This is a genomic window from Stenotrophomonas sp. 704A1 (genome assembly GCF_030549525.1).
GTDB classification, from domain to species: domain Bacteria; phylum Pseudomonadota; class Gammaproteobacteria; order Xanthomonadales; family Xanthomonadaceae; genus Stenotrophomonas; species Stenotrophomonas tuberculopleuritidis.
In genome coordinates, this window is the sequence record NZ_CP130831.1 from 2,126,621 (window position 1) to 2,146,415 (window position 19,795).

Here is a 19,795-nt window from a genome sequence, read left to right on the forward strand (position 1 = left end):
GCCAAGGACTGCTCATGCCACTTCGCGCCATCGCCTATGTCAGCCAGGCAAAGCCCGATCTTTCCGATCAACGGCTGCGCACGCTGGTTGACGACGCCGCGCGCTTCAACAAGCTGGCGGGGGTGACCGGCGTGCTGCTGCACGATGGGCAGCGCTTCCTGCAGTACATCGAAGGCCCCCCGGACGGCATCGATTCGGTCTACGAGCGCATCCTGCAGGCCGGCAGCCATGTCGACATCGTCGAACTGGCGCGCAGTCGCCTGGGGCAGCGCCAGTTCCCGTACTGGGCGATGCGTGCGCTGCCGGTCGATGCGGCGATGCTGCGCCAGCTTTCCGCTGGCGACTGGTCCGGTTTCACCCGCACGCTGCAGGGCGACCGCGCACAGCCGACGGCGGTGGACCTGCTGACCGAGGTGGTACGCCCGGCGCTCAGCGCGGGCTGAATGCCCCTACGCCTTCGGCGGCGCGCAGTACGCTGCGTGCAGGGCCTGCAGCACCCCCAGTGCAGGGCCATCCAGCATCCGGTAGTGCAGGCTCTGCGCCTGACGCCGGGTTGCCACCACCTGCAGCCCGCGCAGTACCGCCAGGTGCTGCGACAGCGCCGAGGCACTCAAGCCGGTCAATGCCTGCAGTTCCGGCACCGGCGCTTCGCCCTCCACCAGACGGCACAGGACCTGCAGCCGGGCCGGGTGCGCCAGCGATTTGAGCAGGGCCGCTGCCTGTCCGGCATGCTTGGCCATGGCGGCGCTGTCGGGCGTGGTGCGGGGCATGGCTTGACCCTGTGATTCAGAAACGTCTAATTTAGATATATCTAAATTAAAGGGCAAGCCAATGCAGGAACGTGCCGGGAGCAGGGCATGAACGTGCCGTGGGCCGCCGTCGCTGGCGGAGCGTTGATCGGTGGCGCGGCGGTGCTGCTGCTGGCCACCCTGGGCCGCGTCGCCGGCATCAGCGGAATCGCCGCCGGGACGCTGACCGCGCCGCAGGGCGATCGCCGCTGGCGCTGGGCATTCCTGCTCGGGCTGGTGTTCGCCGCCGGCGCGGTGCTGTACTGGCAGGCGGCGCCGGGGCAACCGCCGCGCGGGTTGCTGCGCGATGCGCTGCCGGCCTGGCAGCTGCTGGCGGCCGGCCTGCTGGTCGGCGTGGGTACCCGTCTGGGCCAGGGCTGTACCAGTGGACATGGCGTCTGCGGGCTGGGGCGCGGCGCGCGGCGGTCGCTGGTGGCGGTGCTGGTGTTCATGGCCTGCGCGATGCTCACCACCTTCCTGGTGCGGCATGGCGGAGCCCTGGCATGAACCGGACGCTATGGGCGGCCACTGCCGCAGGCGCCCTGTTCGGGGCCGGGCTTGCGCTTGCCGGCATGACCGATCCGCGCCGCGTGCTGGGCTTCCTGGATGTGGCGGGCGATTTCGATCCCACCCTGGCCTGGGTGCTGGCCGCGGCGGTGCTGGTCAGTGCACTGGGTCAACGCTGGGTGCTGCGGCATCGGCGGCCGCGATGCGCGGCACGCTTCCAGCTGCCGCGCGCGCAGGGTATCGACGCACGCCTGCTGCTGGGCGCGGTGCTGTTCGGCATCGGCTGGGGCTGGGCCGGTTACTGCCCAGGGCCGGCGCTGGCGGGCCTGGCCGTCGGTTCACGCGAAGCGCTGTGGTTCGTGCCGGCGATGCTGGCCGGGTTCTGGCTGCACGATCGCGGGCGGCGCTGAGGCTTCACCTGCGTCTCACCCTGCCGGGGTTCAGATGGAGCCCTCACGGGGAAAGGAGCAGGGCATGGCGCGGATGACATGGACGGGCAGCGTGCTGCTGGCACTGGCCGCCTGGGCGGCAGCGATGCCTGCACCGGCCTGCACGCGGGCGGTGTATCTGGGCGACAACGGCGATGTGATCACGGCCCGTTCGATGGACTGGAAGGTCGATGTCGCGACCAATCTCTACGTGCTGCCGCGCGGTATCGCCCGCACCGGCCTGGCCGGTCCGAACTCGATCGCATGGACCGCGCGCTATGGCAGTGTGGTCGCCACCGGCTACGACGTCTCCACCACCGATGGCATGAACGAGAAGGGCCTGGTCGCCAACCTGCTGTGGCTGGTCGAGTCGGAATATCCGGCCCAGCGCGGCAGCAAGCCGGGCCTGTCGATCTCGCTGTGGGCGCAGTACGTGCTGGACAACTTCGCGACGGTCGAGGAGGCCGTCGCCGCACTGCGGCGCGAGCCGTACGCGATCGTGACCGACAAGGTGCCGGGCGAGGACCGCCAGGCCACGCTGCACCTGTCGCTGTCCGATGCAAAGGGGGACAGCGCCATCGTCGAGTACATCGGTGGCCGCCAGGTGATCCATCATGACCGCCGCTACCAGGTGATGACCAACTCGCCGGTGTTCGACCAGCAGCTGGCCCTGAACAGCTACTGGCAGCAGATCGGTGGCACGGTGATGCTGCCGGGCACCAACCGTTCCGCCGACCGCTTCGCGCGTGCTTCGTTCTACATCAACGCGATCCCGAAGGCCGAGGATCCGGTGGAGGCGCTGGCCAGCGTGTTCAGCGTGATCCGCAACGCATCGGTGCCCTATGGCATCACCACGCCGGGCGAGCCGAACATTTCCTCGACCCGATGGCGCACCGTGGCCGACCACAAGCGGCGCCTGTATTTCTTCGAGTCGGCGCTGACCCCGAACACGTTCTGGGTCGATCTGAACAAGGTCGACTTCGCAGGCAAGGTGCTCAAGCTCGACCTCGGCCCGGACCAGCGCAATACCTTCGCCGGTGATGCGCTGGACAAGTTCGTGCCCAGCGCACCGTTCACCTTCCTCGGCGTCGACGGCTGAGCTGATGCGCTTGCTGCCGGTCTTCGCTCCGGGCGCCCGGCGGACCGGCAGCGGAGCAGGGGGCGGCGAGCACGTCGCCCCGCGCCGGCATTGCGTTGCAGGGAAACGGCGGCACGCGCACACTCGGAACATGGGCGCGATCTTCCACCTTCGACAGTATGGCCAGGCCACCGGCCTTGACCGGCACGACTACGCGCAGTGGGTGCTGCCGCTGCAGGGCGAGCTGCAGTTCGAGATGGAAGGGCGCGGCGGTCGCCTGGACCTGCTGCAGGGTGCGTTTGTCGCCGCTGGCGAGGCGCACGACCAGATGGCCGACGGCCCCAACGGATTCGTGATCGTCGACTGTGCTCCCGGCGTGCTCGATGACGATACCCAGCAGCATCTCTGCCGCCAGCGCTGGCTGCACCTGCCGCTGTCGCTGCGGCTGGCCCTGGCGCAGGTGCGGCAGGGCCAGCCGTTGCCCGCCCTGCTGCCGCATCTGCTGCAGGTATTCGCCCCCGCAGGCAGTGGCGCGCGCATGCAGGGACTGTGTGCGGCGGTTCGTGCCGCGCCCGGGCAACCGTGGCCGGTGGCGCGCATGGCCGCCTTCGTCGGAGTCAGCGAGAGCCGCCTGCATGCGCTGTTCGTGCGCGAGTTCGGACTCAGCCCGCAGGCCTGGCTCAGTGCCTGCCGGCTGCGCTGGGCCAAGCATCGGCTGCGCACCAGCACGCTGCCGATCAGCGAGATCGCGCTGGCAGCAGGGTATTCCGAGCAGAGCGCGCTGACCCGCGCGTTGCGCCGTGAGTGCGGGCTGACCCCGGCGGCCTGGCGCAGGGGCGCGGCCTGATCGGCAGCGCCGGCTGCAGTGAAACGGCGCGTCGGGGCAGGGCAGTAGTCTGGGTCAAGAACGTGCACCGCACCGGCAATTACACTGCGCGGCCTGTTCTCTCCCCCGGAACCTGCAATGCGCAACACTCCGATTGCCCTGGGCATCGCCAACGGCGTGGCCGCCGGTGCGCTGTGGGGCGTGGTCTTCCTCGCCCCCGCGGTGTTGAACGGCTTCAACGCGCTGCAGTTGTCGGCCGGCCGTTACCTGGTCTATGGCGCGATCGCCGTGATCCTGCTGCTGCCGCGCTGGAAACGGCTGGCGCCGAAGCTGGGCGGTGCCGAATGGCGAGGGCTGTTGTGGCTCAGCCTGGCCGGCAACCTGGTGTACTTCCTGCTGCTGGCCACGGCCGTGCAATGGGCCGGCGGTGCCGCCGCCTCGCTGATCGTCGGCCTGATCCCGGTGGTGGTGACCCTGGTGGGCGTGCGCGAGAAGGGGGCGGTGCCGTTGAAGCAGCTGATGCCGGCGCTGGCGCTGTGCGTGGCCGGGGTGGCGCTGGTCGGCTGGGAAGCGCTGATGTCCGAGCACCTTGGCACGCCGTGGCGGCAACGCCTGGTCGGCCTGCTGTGCGCATTCGGGGCCTTGTTCTCGTGGGCGCTGTACTCGATCGGCAACAGCCGCTGGCTGGCGCGGCGACCGGACCTCTCCAGCCACGACTGGTCGCTGCTGACCGGCGTCACCACCGGTGGCCTGTCGCTGCTGCTGGTGCCGATGGCCTTCATCGGCCACAGCGGCGCGCACTCGCCGGCACAGTGGAGCGCCTTCTGGGCGATCAGCGCCGGCGTGGCGGTGATCGCCTCGATCCTTGGCAACGCCTTCTGGAACCGCGCCAGCCGCCTGCTGCCATTGACCCTGACCGGGCAGATGATCGTGTTCGAGACACTGTTCGCGCTGCTGTACGCGTTCGCCTGGCAACGGCGCTGGCCGACCCTGCTGGAGGCGTTGGCGATCGTGTTGCTGGTGGCTGGCGTGATGCTGTGCGCACACGCCCATCGCACACCGCGGGCGATCGCCGAACATGCCGGTTGAATGGGCTCGTCAAGCGTGCTGATGGCGACTTGGTCTCAGTTGCAACCAAATGCCGGCACGTTCGCGGATGATCGCGGCCGCGATTTTTTGCATCGCAGCACTTGACAGCCGCCGGGGTGGCGGTGTTTTCTGTACCCCATGGTCCTTGATGCCGCCACCGCCCGCCTGATCGCCCCCGCTTGCGCGGGCCGTTCGACTGCGCCGGTTGCCATCACCACCATTACCACCACCACCGACACCACTGCCCTGGTGCGGCCCGTCGTCTTCGTGTAACTCCCGAAAACCACGGCCCCGCACCATCCAGGTGGCGGGGAAACTCGACCATCTGCATGCGACGGGGCCTCCTGCCGAGGTCTGCATGTCTTCCATCGCCCCCGCCCATCCCGCCGCCCCGGCCGCTCTGACCACGCAGTCCACCGTCGTGCACAAGTTCGGCGGTACCTCGGTGGCCGACGCCGAGCGCTACCGCCACGTCGCCGGCCTGCTGCTGGCCCGGCCCGAAACCCTGCAGGTCACCGTTGTTTCGGCGATGAAGGGCGTCACCGATGCGCTGATCGAGCTGGCGCAGCTGGCCGCTGCCGGCGATGGCGGCTGGCAGGAGGCCTGGCACGCGCTGCGCGCGCGTCATCGCGGCGCAGCGGTCGCGCTGCTCGGCGAACAGGTGGGCGATACCGTGGAATGGATCGATGCACGCTTCGCGCAGCTGGCCGAGGTGCTGGGTGCGCTGGCGGTCATCGGCGAATTGCCGCGGGAGGTGCTCGACCGCGTGCAGGGTCTGGGCGAGGTGTTCTCCGCACAGCTGCTTGGCAGCCACCTGCGCGCGCTGGGCGAACCCTGCGCGGTGCTCGATGCACGCGACGTGCTGGTGGTCGGGCACGGCGAGCTGGGCGTGGATGTCGACTGGGACGCCAGCGCCGCACGCCTGGCGGGCTGGCGCCTGCAGCATCCGCAGCCGCGCGTGGTCGCCACCGGGTTCGTCGCCCGTGACCGCCAGGGCCGGGTGACCACGCTCGGCCGCAACGGCAGCGACTACTCCGGCGCGATCTTCGCTGCCCTGTTCAATGCCGACGAGCTGCACATCTGGACGGATGTCGATGGCGTGCTGTCGGCCGATCCGCGGCTGGTGCCCGGCGCAGTGCAGCTGCAGTCGCTGAGCTATGACGAAGCCTGCGAGCTGGCCTACTTCGGTGCCAAGGTGGTGCATCCGCAGACCATGTCGCCGGCGATCCGGCTTGGCCTGCCGATCATCATCCGCAATACCTTCCAGCCGGCCCATCCGGGCACCCGGATCAGCGCCGAACGCTCGCCGCGCGGGCCGGTGAAGGGCCTGACGCTGAGTACGGAGCTGGCGCTGCTGAACCTGGAGGGCACCGGTCTGATCGGCGTCCCGGGTACGGCCGAGCGGGTGTTCGCAGCGCTGCGCCAGGCCCAGGTCTCGGTGGTGATGATCTCGCAGGGTTCGTCGGAGCATTCGATCTGCTGCGTGGTGCGCGCGGCGGAGGCGGGGCGCGGGCGCGATGCGGTGCTGCAGGCGTTCTCGCACGAACTGGCGGCGGGCCAGGTGCAGCGCGTGCAGGTCAGTGAAGGGGTCAGCGTGCTGGCGGCGGTCGGCGACGGCATGGCCGGCCAGCCCGGCGTGGCCGCGCGCCTGTTCGAGGCGCTGGGCCGGGCCCAGGTCAACATCCTGGCGATCGCGCAGGGCTCGTCCGAGCGCAACATCTCGGTCGCGGTGGCGGCTGCCGACGCCACCCGTGCCCTGCGCGCGGCGCATGCCGGCTTCTGGCTGTCGCCGCAGACGTTCGCGGTGGGCGTGATCGGTCCGGGCAACGTCGGCGCCGCGCTGCTGGACCAGCTGCTGGCCGCGCGCCCGCAACTGCTGGCCAAGGCCAACATCGACCTGCGCCTGCGCGCGCTGGCCTCGCGTTCACGCATGCGGCTGGAGGCCGATGGCCTGCATGACGACTGGCGGCAGGCCCTGCAGGGCGATGCCGAAGCCAGCGATCTTGACCGCTTCACCGAGCACCTGCTGGCGGCCCATCTGCCGCACGCCGTGGTGATCGACTGCAGCGGCAGCGCCGAGGTGGCCGAACGCTACGAGGGCTGGCTGGCCGCCGGCATCCATGTGGTGACCCCGAACAAGCAGGCCGGTGCCGGTCCGCTTGCGCGCTACCAGCGCATCCGAGCCGCCGCGGCGGCCAGTGGTGCGCGCTTCCGCTACGAGGCCACGGTCGGCGCCGGCCTGCCGGTGATCACCACGCTGCGTGACCTGGTCGATACCGGCGATGAGGTGCTGGCGGTGGAGGGCATCTTCTCCGGCACGCTGGCCTGGCTGTTCAACCGCTTCGACGGCAGCCAGCCGTTCTCGGCGCTGGTCGCGCAGGCACGCTCGATGGGCTACACCGAACCGGATCCGCGCGATGACCTGTCCGGTGTGGACGTGGCACGCAAGCTGGTGATCCTGGCCCGCGAGGCCGGCCATGCGTTGAGCCTGGAGCAGGTGCAGGTGGAGAGCCTGGTGCCGGCACCGCTGCGCGAGGGCAGCGTGGAGGACTTCATGGCGCGGCTGCACGCATCCGATGCCGGCCTGCTGCAACGGCTGCAGGATGCGCGTGCGCGCGGCGCGGTGCTGCGTTATGTCGCCCGCCTGGGCGCCGATGGCGCATCGGTGGGCCTGCAGGAACTGCCGGCCGACCATGCCTTCGCCAACCTGCGGCTAACCGACAACGTGGTGCAGTTCCGCACCCGCCGCTACTGCGACAACCCGCTGGTGGTGCAGGGCCCGGGTGCGGGGCCGGAAGTCACCGCTGCCGGTGTGTTCGCCGACCTGCTGCGGGTGGCTGCCGGCGAAGGAGCGCGCCTGTGATCGCACGTGCGTTCGCCCCGGCATCGGTGGCCAACGTGGCCGTGGGCTTTGACATCCTCGGTCACGCCATCGCCGGCGTCGGCGATACCGTGACGGTACGACGCATCGATACGCCGACGGTGCGCATCGATGCGATCCGTGGCAGCGCGGTCGCCTTGCCACTGGACGCGGCCGGCAATACCGCCGGTGCCGCATTGCTGTCGCTGCGTGACGGTCTGGGCCTGGGCTTCGGCTTTGCCGTGGAGATCGACAAGGGCATTCCGTTCGGTTCGGGCATGGGCGGCTCGGCCGCGTCATGCGTGGCGGCCCTGGTCGCGGCCAACGCGCTGCTGGATGTGCCGTTGCCGCGCGAGGCCCTGTACCGGTACGCGCTCGATGGCGAAGCGGTGGCCAGCGGTGGCCGCCACGGCGACAACGTCGGCCCGTTGCTGCTGGGCGGGCTGGCGCTGTGCACGGCCGATCGGCTGCTGTCGATTCCGGTGCCGGCCGGCTGGCACAGCCTGCTGGTGCATCCACACGCAGTGCTGGAAACCCGGCGCGCGCGCCAGGCGTTGCAGGGCAGCTATGCCTTGGGTGAGTTCGTTGCCCAGAGCGCCAACCTGGCGCTGGTCCTGAGCGGCTGCCATCGCGGCGATGCCTCGCTGGTGCGTGCGGGCCTGCGCGATGTACTGGTGGAGCCGCGCCGGGCCGGGCTGATCACCGGCTTCGAGGCGGCACGCGACGCAGCGCTGTCGGCCGCTGCGCTGGGCGCCGGCATTTCCGGCGCCGGTCCCAGCGTGTTCGCCTGGTTCGAAGACGCTGATCAGGCGCATGCCGCGGTGGCACCGGTGCGTGCGGCGTTCGCCGCTGCCGGCGTCGACAGCGATGCGTGGGTGTCGCCGCTGGATGCTGCGGGTGCGCGGCTGTGCTGAATCCTTCCCCTCTCCTGGAACCCTGTCCCATGCAATTTGTTTCGACCCGAGGCCAAGCACCGGCCGTTGGCCTCAGCGCGGCGATCGCCGCCGGGCTGGCACCCGATGGCGGGCTGTACGTGCCCCAGGCGCTACCCGCGCCGCGTGCGCTACAGGCCGGCGCAACCCTGGCCGACACCGCCGCCGATCTGCTGGCGCCGTTCTTCGCCGGGGATGCGCTGGCAGAGGCGCTGCCGTCGATCTGCAGCGCGGCCTTCAACTTCCCGGTGCCGTTGCGCGCGCTCGCTGCCGGCGACCACGTGCTTGAGCTGTTCCATGGCCCGACGGCGGCCTTCAAGGACATCGGCGCGCGCTTCCTGGCCGGCACCCTGTCGCGGCTGCAGGCGGGCCAGGATCGCGACCTGACGATCGTGGTGGCCACCTCCGGCGATACCGGGGCTGCTGTGGCCGCGGCCTTCCACCGCCAGCCGGGGGTACGGGTGGTGGTGCTGTACCCCGACGGTCGCGTGTCACCGCGGCAGGCACATCAGCTGGGCTGCTTCGGCGACAACATCCGGGCACTGCGCGTGGCCGGTTCGTTCGATGACTGCCAGGCCATGGCCAAGCAGGCCCTGGCCGATCGCCCGCTGCAGGCACAGGTGCCGTTGAGTTCGGCCAACAGCATCAGCCTGGGCCGGCTGCTGCCGCAGATGAGCTACTACGCGCACGCGGCGCTGGGCCACCACGCGCAGCATCGGCGCCGCCTCAACCTGGTGGTGCCGACCGGCAACCTCGGCAACGCGATGGCGGCGGTGCTGGCACGCGCACTGGGCGTGCCGATCGGCCAGATCGTGCTGGCCACCAATGCGAACGCCGTGCTGCCGTCCTACTTCAATGGCGGCGCGTACCAGCCGCAGGCCAGCGTTGCCACCGTTGCCAATGCGATGGATGTGGGCGCACCGAGCAACTTCGAGCGGCTGCGCTGGCTCTATCACGGCGATGACGCAGAGCTGCGCGCGGCGTTCCGTGCGTTCGCGGTGGACGACGTGACCATCCGCGCCACGATTGCGTCAGCGCATGCCAGCCGCGGCGAACGGGTGTGCCCGCACACGGCCACGGCGGTAAAGGTGCTGCAGGACCTGCGCGCGGGCGGTGCCAAGGGCGACTGGGCGGTGGTGGCCACCGCGCATCCGGCCAAGTTCGAGGCCGTGGTCGAGCCGTTGATCGGTGAACCCGTGGCCGTGCCGCCGGCATTGGATGCGTTGTTGCAGCGGCCGGCGCATGCCGAACCGTTGGCGGCCGATTACGCGGCGTTGCGCGAGGTGTTGCTGCGTTGGTAGCGCCGAGCCATGCCCGGCTGCTGTTCGCGCACCACAGGTAGCGCCGGGCCATGCCCGGCGAGCGCAGCGGCTCAGATCAACCCTTCACCGGCCAGCCCGCGCAACCCGTCCTCGTCGAGGATCTCCACCACGTTCAGGTGGGGCAGGGCAATCAGCCCCTGCTGGCGCAGCTTGGTGAAGGTGCGGCTGACCGTTTCCATGGTCAGGCCCAGGTGGTCGGCGATATCGCCGCGGCCCATCGGCAGCGACACGCGCAGGCCGTCGCCGCCGAGCCGGGCCTCGCGTGCGGCCAGCCGCAGCAGGAAGTCGGCCAGTTTCTCCGCCGGTTGCAGCCGGGCCAGCGCCAGCGCGGCATCCTGTGCGGCGTCCAGCTCCTGGCAGGCGCGTTGCAGCAGCTTGCGTTCCAGGTGCGGGAAACGGGCGCGCAGGCCCTTCATCTGCGGCAGCGCGACGCGGCACACACGGCTATCGGCAATGGCCTCGATATCGTAGCGATGGTGGTCGCTGCCGCTCAGGCCCAGGTAGTCGCCCGGCAGCACGAAGCCGTTGATCTGGCGCCGGCCGTCAGCCAGCGTGCGCACCAGGCGCAGCGCACCGGCGGTCAATGTATAGACATGCTGGCGTTCTTCGCCGGTCCGGGCCAGCGTGCCGCCCATCGTCACCTGCTGCGAAACAGTGACCTGCTCCAGCGCCTGCACTTCATCGGGCGACAGCGCCGAGCACACCGCAAGGTGGCGAACCGAGCAGTGCAGGCAGTCCAGCGTGGTGCAGGACGGCGCAGCGGGATCGTTGGCGGCGGGCGGGGCGCCGGAAGGCCGGGACATGTTGCGTGGGCGTATCGCGGGCGGGGGAGGCCTTTATGATACTTCAAGCGGCCGTTGCACCCGAATTCCACGGCCACGCGATGCGGGGCGCTAGAATGTCGCCCCCTCCCACGTCCCCGTTCCCGCAGGAGTTCCGCCCGTGATCAAGCCCCGTACCCCGCCCGGCACCCTTGAACTGCTGCCGCGCGAGCAGATTGCGTTCCAGCGCATGCTGGACGTCATCCGCCGCAACTACGAGCGCTTCGGGTTCCTGCCGGTGGAGACGCCGGTGTTCGAGCTGTCCGACGTCCTGCTGACCAAGTCCGGGGGCGAGACCGAGCGCCAGGTGTACTTCGTGCAGTCCACCGGCGCGCTGGCCAATGCGGCCGAGTCGGGCGACCGATCGCTGCCGGAGATGGCGCTGCGCTTCGACCTGACCGTGCCGCTGGCGCGTTACGTGGCCGAGCACGAACACGAACTGACCTTCCCGTTCCGCCGCTACCAGATGCAGCGCGTCTATCGTGGCGAGCGTGCCCAGCGCGGTCGATTCCGCGAGTTCTACCAGTGCGACATCGACGTGATCGGCAAGGACAGCCTGAGCGTGCGTTATGACGCCGAAGTGCTGGCGGTCATCCACGCGGTGTTCTCGGAGCTGCGTATCGGCGATTTCAGCATCCAGTTGAACAACCGCAAGCTGATGCGGGGCTTCTTCGAGGCCCAAGGCGTCATTGATGGCGATCTGCAGGCCTTGGTGCTTCGGGAAGTGGACAAGCTGGACAAGCGCGGTCCCGATTACGTGCGTGAGACTCTCGTTGGGCCAGATTTTGGTTTAGAGCCTGCGGCAGTTCAGCGCATCCTCGACTTCGTTGAGATTCGTTCGAGTTCTTTCGACGACGCACTCGCCAAGATCGACAAGGTGGTCGACGCGGTTCAGTCTCTGAGCGGTGGCAGCGAGCAATTGCACGCAGGTGCCGCCGAGCTGCGTGAAGTGCTGCAGCTGGTGCAGGCACTGGGCGTGCCGGAAAGTGCCTACTGCCTCAATTTCTCGATTGCGCGCGGCCTGGATTACTACACCGGTACTGTCTACGAAACCACCCTGACCGATCACCCGCAGATCGGTTCGATCTGCTCCGGTGGCCGCTACGAGGATCTGGCCAGCCACTACAGCAAGTCGAAGCTGCCCGGCGTGGGCATCTCCATCGGCCTGTCGCGCCTGTTCTGGCAGCTGCGCGAAGCCGGCTTGATCGACGGCATCGAGGCCAGCAGCGTGCAGGCACTGGTGGCGCTGATGGACGAACAGGGCATGCCGGAATCGTTGGATATCGCCCGTCGCCTGCGCGCCGGCGGCATCAACACCGAAGTGCAGATGGAGCCGAAGAAGATCGGCAAGCAGTTCCAGTACGCGGCCAAGGCCGGCATCCGCTTCGTCGCGCTGGCTGGCGAGGACGAGCTGGCGCGCGGCGTGGTGGCGGTGAAGGATCTGCTGCGCGAGCAGCAGTTCGAAGTCTCCCGCGACGAGCTGGCCAGCACCCTGCAGGTCGAGCTGGAACAGTCGAAGGTGATGTGACCGCCCGCGTCCACCACGCCGCCGATCAACACAGACGCCCACCACCCGGTGGGCGTCTGCGTTTACGGGACACGGCGGTCGGGTCCGCGCCCGGCCGCGTGGCGTGATTTGACGCACTGCGCAAGAATGCGCTAATGTACTAACGCGCTATTACATTGATGCAAGAGTCCTGCCCGTGAAAGCCCGTCCCGACATCACCGCCAAAGACCCCAAGGCCGACCTGCAGGCGCTGGCCCAGGCCTTCGCCGCCCTGCGCGAACCGGAGCAGGTCGAAGCTTTCCTGCGTGACCTGTGCACCCCGGCCGAACTGGAAGCCATGGCCGACCGCTGGAAGGTGGTGCCGCTGCTGCAGCAGGGCGTGCCCTACCGCGAAATCCATGAACGCACCGGTGTCAGCGTGACCACCACCGGGCGGGTGGCGCGCACGCTCGAGCACGGCCATCGAGGCTATGCCGCTGCCATCGACCGCCTTGCCGCGCGCTGATCCGCGCCCCGTTCCGACCTTCGAGACCTCCCCCATGAGTGCAACCCAGGCAGCGCCGGCGCGAGACCGGCTGCGTATCGCCATCCAGAAGAGCGGCCGGCTGGCCGAACCCGCCCGCAACCTGCTCAGCGCCTGTGGCCTGAGCTGGCGCGAAAGCCGCGACAAGCTGTTCTGCTACGGCGAGTCGCTGCCGGTGGACCTGCTGCTGGTGCGCGACGACGACATCCCCGGCCTGATCGCCGACGGCGTCTGCGACCTCGGCATCGTCGGCCGCAACGAACTGGATGAGCAGGCCGCTGCACGTCGCCAGCTCGGCCTGCCCGATGCCTACCAGGCGCTGCGCGGGCTGGGCTTCGGCCAGTGCCGGCTGATGCTGGCGGTGCCGGAGGAGTGGCAGTGGCAGGGGCCTGCGCAGCTGGCGGGCACGCGCATCGCTACCAGCTACCCGGCCATCCTCAGCCAGTGGCTGGCGGCGCAAGGCGTGCAGGCACAGGTGGTGGAGCTGTCCGGTTCGGTCGAGATCGCTCCCCGCCTGGGTACCGCCGACCTGATCTGCGACCTGGTTTCCAGCGGTGCCACGCTGCGCGCCAACCAGTTGACCCCGGTGCACAACCTGCTGGACAGCGAAGCGGTGCTGGCAGGTGCGGTGCGCATTCCCGACGACGCCCGCGGCGCGCTGCGCAGCATGCTGCTGCGCCGGCTGGACGGTGTGGTGCAGCGCCAGGACCGCAAGCTGCTGATGTTCCGCGCGGCCGAAGACCGCGTGGCGGCGTTGGCAGACCTGTTGGCCGATGCCGAGCCGTTGGTGCGTTTGCCAGCCGATGGCGGCGCGTTGCGGCTGCAGACCATGTGCCCGGGGCCATTGACCTGGCAGCGCATGGAAGAGCTGGAGCGCGCCGGTGCGCAGGGCCTGATGGTACTGAGCGTGGAGCGGTCGCTGGCATGAATCGTCTGATCTGGTCACACCTTGATGACGCTGCGCGCGGTGCAGCCCTGACCCGCCCGGTGCAGGCCGTTGCACAGCAGACCCGCCAGGCGGTGGCGGCGCTGATCGCGCAGGTGCGCGCTCAGGGCGATGAGGCACTGCGTTCGATCACCGCGCGCTTCGATGGCGTCGCGCTGGACGGCTTTGAAGTCACCGACGCCGAATTCGCCGCTGCCGAAGCGACGATTCCGGCGACGCTTCGCCAGGCCATGGTCGACGCGGCCGACCGCATCACGCGCTTCCACCGCGCCGGCATGGGCCAGGGCTATGCTGTTGAAACCGCGCCGGGCGTGGTCTGCGAACGCATGCTGCGGCCGATCGGCCGGGTCGGCCTGTATGTGCCGGCCGGCAGCGCGCCGCTGCCCTCGACCGCGCTGATGCTGGGCGTTCCCGCACGCCTGGCCGGGTGCCCGCAGGTGGTGCTGTGCACGCCGCCGCGTGCCGATGGCACGGCTGATCCAGCGGTGCTGGTGGCAGCGCGCCTGACCGGCGTGCAGCGCGTGTTCAAGCTGGGCGGTGCGCAGGCAATCGCTGCGATGGCCTACGGTACCGCCAGCATCCCGGCCTGCGACAAGCTGTTCGGGCCGGGCAACAGTTTCGTGACCGAGGCCAAGCAGCAGGTCGCGCAGGACGGTGCAGCGGCGATCGACATGCCGGCCGGTCCATCCGAGGTGCTGGTGATCGCCGACGCCGGTGCCACCCCTGCCTTCGTAGCCGCCGATCTGCTGTCGCAGGCCGAGCACGGCCCGGATTCGCAGGTCGTGCTGCTCACCGATGATGCGGCGATGCTGGCCGCGGTCGAGGCGGAGGTGCAGCGCCAGCTCGCACGGCTGCCGCGGCAGGAGATCGCGCGGCAGGCGCTGTCGGCTTCGCAGCTGATCCTGGTGGACACGCTGGATGATGCGTTCGCCATCAGCAACCGCTACGCGCCCGAGCACCTGATCCTGGCGCTGCGCGAACCCCGCCGTTGGCTGGACCAGGTGCAGGCGGCCGGCTCGGTGTTCCTGGGTGACTACACGCCTGAAGCCCTGGGCGACTATTGCAGCGGCACCAACCACGTGCTGCCCACCGCGGGTGCTGCGCGTGCCTACAGCGGGGTCAGCGTGGCCAGCTTCCAGAACCTGATCAGCGTGCAGAGCGCCAGCGCAGAGGGCCTGGCCGCGATAGGTGGCTGCGCGCGCATCCTGGCCCGTGCCGAAGGCCTGGACGCGCACGAACGGGCGGTGGCGCTGCGCATGGAGGTGGCCGCATGAGCGCCATCAATGACGTGCTGGCGCTGGTGCGCCCGGACCTGCAGGCCTTCGCCGGGTACAGCTCGGCGCGCAGTGCGGCGGTACAGGGCGATGTCTGGCTGAACGCCAATGAATCGGCCTGGGCCAATCCGGCCGATGCCAGCGGCGCCAGCCGGCGCTATCCGGAACCGCAGCCCGGCGCGCTGCGTGCCGCGCTGGCTGCGCTGTACCAGGTGCAGCCGGACCAGCTGCTGCTGGGCCGGGGCAGCGACGAGGCCATCGATCTGCTGGTGCGCGCACTGTGCGTGCCCGGCCGCGATGGCGTGCTGGTCACCCCGCCGGTGTTCGGCATGTACGCCGTCTGCGCCAACCTGCAGCGCGCGCCGCTGATCGAAGTGCCGCTGGTGGACAACGCGCAGGGCCTGCGCGCCGACCTGGACGCCGTGATCGCCACGGCCAAGGCGCGGTCGGCGAAGCTGGTGTTCCTGTGCGCGCCGTCCAATCCGGCCGGCAGTGACATCGCCCTGGCCGAGGTCGAACGTGTCGCCGGCGCGCTGCGCGGCCAGGCGCTGGTGGTGGTGGACGAGGCCTATGTGGAGTATGCCGGGCGCGCGTCGGCCACCACCTTGCTGGGTACCCACGCCAACCTGGCGGTGCTGCGCACCCTGTCCAAGGCCCATGCGCTGGCTGCTGCCCGGATCGGTACGCTGATCGCCGCACCGGAACTGATTGCGGTGCTGCGACGCTGCCAGGCCCCGTACCCGGTGCCGACACCGTGCGCGGAACTGGCCGTGCAGGCACTGCAGCCGGCTGCGCTGGCACGCACCGCCGAGCGCGTGGCCACCGTCATCGCCGAGCGCGAACGCCTGCGCGCGGCACTGGCCGGCCTGCCCGGGGTACGCCGCGTGTACGCCTCGGCCGGCAACTACCTGCTGGTCCGCTTCGCCGACGCCCAGGCCGCCTTCGACACGCTGCTGGCGGCGGGGGTGGTGGTACGCGACCAGCGCGCCGCGCCGCAGCTGGATGACGCGCTGCGCATCAGCATCGGCAGCCCCGAGGAGAACGACCGCATGCTGGCCGCGCTGTCGGCGCGGAGGGCCGCGGCATGACCCCGATCCTGTTCATCGACCGCGACGGCACGCTCATCGAGGAGCCGGCCGATTTCCAGATCGACGCCTACGAGAAGCTGCGCTTCGTACCGCAGGTGATTCCGGCGCTGCTGAAGCTGCGCGACGCCGGTTACCAGTTCGTGATCGTCACCAACCAGGATGGGCTGGGCAGCGACAGCTACCCGCGCGCCAGTTTCGATGGTCCCAATGACCTGATGCTGCAGATCTTCCAGAGCCAGGGCATCATCTTCCGTGACGTGCTGGTGGACTGCAGCTGGCCGCAGGACAACGCGCCCACGCGCAAGCCGGGCATCGGCCTGATGACCGCCTACCTGCAGGACCGCAGCATCGACTGGGCGCGCTCGGGCATGGTGGGCGACCGCATCACCGACCTGCAGTTCGCCGACAATCTCAACATCCGCGGGTTCCAGCTGCGTACCGAGCAGTTCGGCGGCGCGTGGGACTGGCCGGGCATCGCCCACGCGCTGGCCGATGCGCCGCGCACCGCCGTGGTCCAGCGCAACACGAAAGAGACCAGGATCCGCGTCGAACTGGATCTGGACCGTGCCGGTGATGCGCGCATCGCCACCGGGCTGCCGTTCTTCGACCACATGCTGGAACAGATCGGCAAGCACGCAGGGTTCGCCCTGGACATCCAGGCCGAGGGTGACCTGCACATCGACGAACACCACACCATCGAGGATACCGGGCTCGCGCTGGGCCAGGCGCTGCGCGAGGCGCTGGGTGACAAGCGCGGCATCGGCCGCTACGGCTTCACCCTGCCGATGGACGAAACCCTGGCCAGCGCCGCACTGGACTTCAGTGGCCGCCCGTACTTCGTGTTCGAAGGCGAGTTCAAGCGCGAGCGGGTAGGGGACATGCCCACCGAGCTGGTGCCGCACTTCTTCCGTTCGCTGTGCGATGCCAGTGGCCTGAACCTCAACCTGCAGGTGCGCGGCGACAACGATCACCACAAAGTGGAAGCCTGCTTCAAGGCGCTGGCGCGTGCACTGCGCCCGGCGCTGGCCCGGCAGGGCACCGCGCTGCCGAGCACCAAGGGGGCGCTGTGACCGACGTTGCCCTGATCGATGCTGGCGGGGCCAACCTCGGCTCGGTGCGCTACGCGCTGGAGCGGCTCGGCGCGCGCGTGCGCCTGGTGCGCGATGCCGACGGCCTGGTGGGCGCACAGCGGGTGATCCTGCCCGGCGTCGGTGCGGCCGCACCGGGCATGCAGCGCCTGCATGCGCAGGGCCTGGTTGAACCGCTGCGCCGCCTGGAGGTGCCGCTGATGGGCATCTGCCTGGGCATGCAGCTGCTGTTCGAGCGTTCCGAAGAAACCGGCGTGGATGCGCTGGGCCTGATTCCCGGCACGGTGCGCAGACTGGTGCCGGCCTGTGGCATCCGCGTGCCGCACATGGGCTGGAACCGGCTGCTGGCGCTGCGCCCGTCGCTGCTGCTGCGGGGCGTGCCGGACCGTTCCAGCGCGTACTTCGTGCACAGCTATGCCGCGCCGCTGAACGCCCACACCGTCGCCGCCTGCGACCACGGCGGACTGTTCACTGCGGTGGTGGAGCAGGGGCGCTACTTCGGTGCCCAGTTCCACCCCGAGCGTTCCGGCGACACCGGTTCGCTGATGCTGCGCAATTTCCTCGAGGGCACTGCTGCATGAGTTTCACCGTCTACCCCGCACTGGATATCCGCGACGGCCGCGTGGTGCGGCTGCGCCAGGGCGACTACGCGCAGGAAACCTCCTACGGCGACGACCCGCTCCCGCGCGCGCAGACGTTTGCCGCGCACGGCGCGCAGTGGATGCACCTGGTCGACCTGGACGCTGCGCGGGCCGGCGGCTACACCCTGGCCCCGCTGCTGGCGGCGATCCGCCAGCACACGCCGTTGCAGGTGCAGACCGGTGGCGGTGTGCGTGGCCGTGACGACGTGGCGCGTATCCTGGACGCAGGCGCCAGCCGCGTGGTGGTCGGTTCGCTGGCCGTGCGCCGCCCCGATGAAGTGCTGGGCTGGCTGGATGAGTTCGGTGCCGAGCGCATCACGATTGCCCTGGATGCCCGCCAGGACGCGCAGGGCCAGTGGCAGCTGCCGGTGCACGGCTGGACCGAGAATGCCGGGGTGACTCTGGACGACCTGGCCGAGCGCTACGCGCGCGCTGGCATGCGTCACCTGCTGTGCACCGACATCGCCCGCGACGGCATGCTGGCCGGCCCCAACATCAGCCTCTACGCGCACCTGTCGGCGCGGCTGCCGGGCGTGGCGGTGCAGGCATCCGGCGGCATCCGTGACGTGGCCGACGTGGCCGAAGCGCGTGCGGCCGGCTGTGCCGGCGCCATCCTCGGCAAGGCGCTGCTGGAACAGCGCATGGACCTGGGCGAGGCATTGGCATGTTGAGCCGCCGCATCATTCCCTGCCTGGACGTGCGCGATGGGCGCGTGGTCAAGGGCGTGCGCTTCCGCGACCACGTCGACATGGGCGACATCGCCGAGCTGGCGCAGCGCTATCGCGACCAGGGCGCCGACGAGCTGGTGTTCTATGACATCGACGCCAGCCCCGAGGCACGCTCGGTGGACGTGGCCTGGATCGAGCGCATCGCGCGCCTGATCGACATCCCGTTCTGCGTGGCCGGTGGCATCGACAGCGTGGAAACCGCGCGCCGGGTGCTGTTTGCCGGCGCGGACAAGGTGTCGATCAATTCGCCCGCGCTGGGCCACCCCGAGCTGATCAGCGAGCTGGCCGAGGCGTTCGGTGTGCAGTGCGTGGTGGTCGGCGTCGATTCGGTGCGCGAGGACGATGGCCAATGGCGGGTACGCCGCTTCAGCGGTGACCCGAGCAGGACCCAGGCCGTGCCGTTGCGCACGCTGGACTGGATCGTCGAGGCGCAGCGCCGCGGTGCCGGCGAGATCGTGCTGAACTGCATGGACAGCGACGGCGTGCGCCGTGGCTACGATGTGGAACAGCTGCGGCAGGCCCGCGCGCTGTGCAGCGTGCCGCTCATCGCCTCTGGCGGAGCCGGTGCGATGGAGCATTTCGCACAGGCCTTCGACCTGGCCGACGTGGACGGCGCACTGGCCGCCAGCGTGTTCCACAGCGGTGCCATCGGCATTGCCGACCTGAAGCGCTACCTGCGCGAACAACAGATCGAGGTTCGAGATGTCTATTGAAGTACGCCCTTCGCCGCAGGCGCTGGAATCGCTCGACTGGGCAAAGGGCGATGGCCTGCTTCCGGCCGTGGTGCAGGATGCCGATACCCTGCAGGTGCTGATGCTGGGCTATGTCAACGCCGAGTCGCTGCACATCACCCGGGTGACCGGGCAGATGACCTTCTACAGCCGCAGCAGGCAGCGCCTGTGGACCAAGGGCGAACAGTCCGGCCACGTGCTGGCGGTGCAGTCGATCCGCGTGGACTGCGACGCCGACACCGTGCTGGTGCTGGCGCGCCCGGCCGGTCCGACCTGCCACACCGGCGCCGACAGCTGTTTCGACCAGGCGCCGAAGGATTTCCTGGGAGCGCTGGACCGGCTGGTCGCGGTGCGCGATGCGCAGCGGCCCGCCGGCAGCTATACCACCACGCTGTTCGAAGGCGGTGTCCGCCGCATCGCGCAGAAGGTGGGCGAGGAGGGCGTGGAGACTGCGCTGGCCGCGGTCGCGCAGGACGACGACGCGCTGCTCGGCGAAGCGGCCGACCTGCTGTATCACCTGCTGGTGCTGCTGCGCGCACGCGGGCTGTCGCTGGAGGATGCGCGGGCGGTCCTGGAAAAGCGTCATCGTTGAGCGGCGGCATGTGGACCAACGGTCCG

At 69.8% G+C, this 19,795-nt stretch carries 21 protein-coding genes; 19 read left to right on the forward strand and 2 right to left on the reverse strand.

Annotation, left to right across the window (positions count from 1 at the left end; all coding sequences use genetic code 11):
- Nucleotides 1–14 precede the first annotated feature (14 nt).
- Entirely contained in the window at nt 15–443 is a 429-nt protein-coding gene (locus Q5Z10_RS10145) for a BLUF domain-containing protein (RefSeq protein ID WP_303638953.1), read from the forward strand.
- Nucleotides 444–449: 6 nt separating this feature from the next.
- Here the strand turns inward: Q5Z10_RS10145 and Q5Z10_RS10150 are convergent, their stop codons facing one another.
- Nucleotides 450–770 carry an ArsR/SmtB family transcription factor gene (locus Q5Z10_RS10150; RefSeq protein WP_303638954.1) on the reverse strand — a complete coding sequence of 107 codons (321 nt, stop codon included), beginning with the start codon at nt 768–770 and terminating at the stop codon, nt 450–452.
- 87 nt (nt 771–857) lie between these two features.
- Between Q5Z10_RS10150 and Q5Z10_RS10155 the strand changes: the two genes are divergently transcribed.
- The 8 genes from Q5Z10_RS10155 to thrC all read left to right on the forward strand — a co-directional run bounded on the left by Q5Z10_RS10155 (nt 858) and on the right by thrC (nt 9,809).
- Nucleotides 858–1,295 carry a YeeE/YedE family protein gene (locus Q5Z10_RS10155; RefSeq protein WP_303638955.1) on the forward strand — a complete coding sequence of 146 codons (438 nt, stop codon included), beginning with the start codon at nt 858–860 and terminating at the stop codon, nt 1,293–1,295.
- Entirely contained in the window at nt 1,292–1,705 is a 414-nt protein-coding gene (locus tag Q5Z10_RS10160; RefSeq protein WP_303638956.1) for a DUF6691 family protein, read from the forward strand. The genes Q5Z10_RS10155 and Q5Z10_RS10160 overlap by 4 nt, the downstream gene beginning before the upstream one ends.
- A 64-nt stretch (nt 1,706–1,769) precedes the next feature.
- Nucleotides 1,770–2,822 (forward strand): linear amide C-N hydrolase, encoded by a 1,053-nt coding sequence (locus tag Q5Z10_RS10165; protein WP_303638957.1) that lies wholly within the window; start codon nt 1,770–1,772, stop codon nt 2,820–2,822.
- Between the two features lie 130 nt (nt 2,823–2,952).
- Entirely contained in the window at nt 2,953–3,648 is a 696-nt protein-coding gene (locus Q5Z10_RS10170; protein ID WP_303638958.1) for a helix-turn-helix transcriptional regulator, read from the forward strand.
- A gap of 117 nt (nt 3,649–3,765) precedes the next feature.
- On the forward strand, nt 3,766–4,716 hold the full coding sequence (locus Q5Z10_RS10175; protein ID WP_303638959.1) for a DMT family transporter: 951 nt from the start codon (nt 3,766–3,768) through the stop codon (nt 4,714–4,716).
- A 358-nt stretch (nt 4,717–5,074) separates the two neighbouring features.
- Nucleotides 5,075–7,579, forward strand: a complete 2,505-nt coding sequence (gene thrA, locus Q5Z10_RS10180) for a bifunctional aspartate kinase/homoserine dehydrogenase I (RefSeq protein ID WP_303638960.1) — start codon at nt 5,075–5,077, stop codon at nt 7,577–7,579.
- Nucleotides 7,576–8,490, forward strand: a complete 915-nt coding sequence (locus tag Q5Z10_RS10185) for a homoserine kinase (protein WP_303638961.1) — start codon at nt 7,576–7,578, stop codon at nt 8,488–8,490. Before thrA ends, Q5Z10_RS10185 begins: the two co-directional genes overlap by 4 nt.
- Nucleotides 8,491–8,519: 29 nt before the next feature.
- Nucleotides 8,520–9,809 carry a threonine synthase gene (gene thrC / locus Q5Z10_RS10190; protein WP_303638962.1) on the forward strand — a complete coding sequence of 430 codons (1,290 nt, stop codon included), beginning with the start codon at nt 8,520–8,522 and terminating at the stop codon, nt 9,807–9,809.
- Between the two features lie 71 nt (nt 9,810–9,880).
- Here thrC and Q5Z10_RS10195 read toward each other — a convergent pair whose 3' ends face one another.
- Entirely contained in the window at nt 9,881–10,633 is a 753-nt protein-coding gene (locus Q5Z10_RS10195; RefSeq protein WP_303638963.1) for a Crp/Fnr family transcriptional regulator, read from the reverse strand.
- A gap of 139 nt (nt 10,634–10,772) precedes the next feature.
- Between Q5Z10_RS10195 and hisS the strand changes: the two genes are divergently transcribed.
- From hisS to hisIE, 10 genes are all read left to right on the forward strand, one after another.
- Nucleotides 10,773–12,179: a histidine--tRNA ligase gene (hisS, locus tag Q5Z10_RS10200; protein ID WP_303638964.1), complete on the forward strand. Its 1,407-nt coding sequence runs from the start codon at nt 10,773–10,775 to the stop codon at nt 12,177–12,179.
- Between the two features lie 175 nt (nt 12,180–12,354).
- Nucleotides 12,355–12,663, forward strand: a complete 309-nt coding sequence (locus Q5Z10_RS10205) for a YerC/YecD family TrpR-related protein (protein WP_303638965.1) — start codon at nt 12,355–12,357, stop codon at nt 12,661–12,663.
- Nucleotides 12,664–12,697: 34 nt separating this feature from the next.
- On the forward strand, nt 12,698–13,609 hold the full coding sequence (gene hisG, locus Q5Z10_RS10210) for an ATP phosphoribosyltransferase (RefSeq protein ID WP_303638966.1): 912 nt from the start codon (nt 12,698–12,700) through the stop codon (nt 13,607–13,609).
- A complete protein-coding gene (gene hisD, locus Q5Z10_RS10215) occupies nt 13,606–14,901 on the forward strand; it encodes a histidinol dehydrogenase (RefSeq protein WP_303638967.1) in 1,296 nt (431 codons plus the stop codon). Before hisG ends, hisD begins: the two co-directional genes overlap by 4 nt.
- A complete protein-coding gene (gene hisC / locus Q5Z10_RS10220; RefSeq protein WP_303638968.1) occupies nt 14,898–15,989 on the forward strand; it encodes a histidinol-phosphate transaminase in 1,092 nt (363 codons plus the stop codon). Before hisD ends, hisC begins: the two co-directional genes overlap by 4 nt.
- On the forward strand, nt 15,986–17,059 hold the full coding sequence (gene hisB, locus Q5Z10_RS10225) for a bifunctional histidinol-phosphatase/imidazoleglycerol-phosphate dehydratase HisB (RefSeq protein ID WP_303638969.1): 1,074 nt from the start codon (nt 15,986–15,988) through the stop codon (nt 17,057–17,059). Before hisC ends, hisB begins: the two co-directional genes overlap by 4 nt.
- The gene (gene hisH / locus Q5Z10_RS10230) at nt 17,056–17,658 is read left to right on the forward strand and encodes an imidazole glycerol phosphate synthase subunit HisH (RefSeq protein WP_303638970.1); all 603 of its coding nucleotides are present in this window, start codon (nt 17,056–17,058) and stop codon (nt 17,656–17,658) included. Before hisB ends, hisH begins: the two co-directional genes overlap by 4 nt.
- A complete protein-coding gene (gene hisA / locus Q5Z10_RS10235; RefSeq protein ID WP_303638971.1) occupies nt 17,655–18,389 on the forward strand; it encodes a 1-(5-phosphoribosyl)-5-[(5-phosphoribosylamino)methylideneamino]imidazole-4-carboxamide isomerase in 735 nt (244 codons plus the stop codon). The genes hisH and hisA overlap by 4 nt, the downstream gene beginning before the upstream one ends.
- Nucleotides 18,383–19,159: an imidazole glycerol phosphate synthase subunit HisF gene (gene hisF, locus Q5Z10_RS10240; RefSeq protein ID WP_303638972.1), complete on the forward strand. Its 777-nt coding sequence runs from the start codon at nt 18,383–18,385 to the stop codon at nt 19,157–19,159. The genes hisA and hisF overlap by 7 nt, the downstream gene beginning before the upstream one ends.
- On the forward strand, nt 19,149–19,769 hold the full coding sequence (gene hisIE, locus Q5Z10_RS10245; protein WP_303638973.1) for a bifunctional phosphoribosyl-AMP cyclohydrolase/phosphoribosyl-ATP diphosphatase HisIE: 621 nt from the start codon (nt 19,149–19,151) through the stop codon (nt 19,767–19,769). Before hisF ends, hisIE begins: the two co-directional genes overlap by 11 nt.
- Nucleotides 19,770–19,795 lie beyond the last annotated feature (26 nt).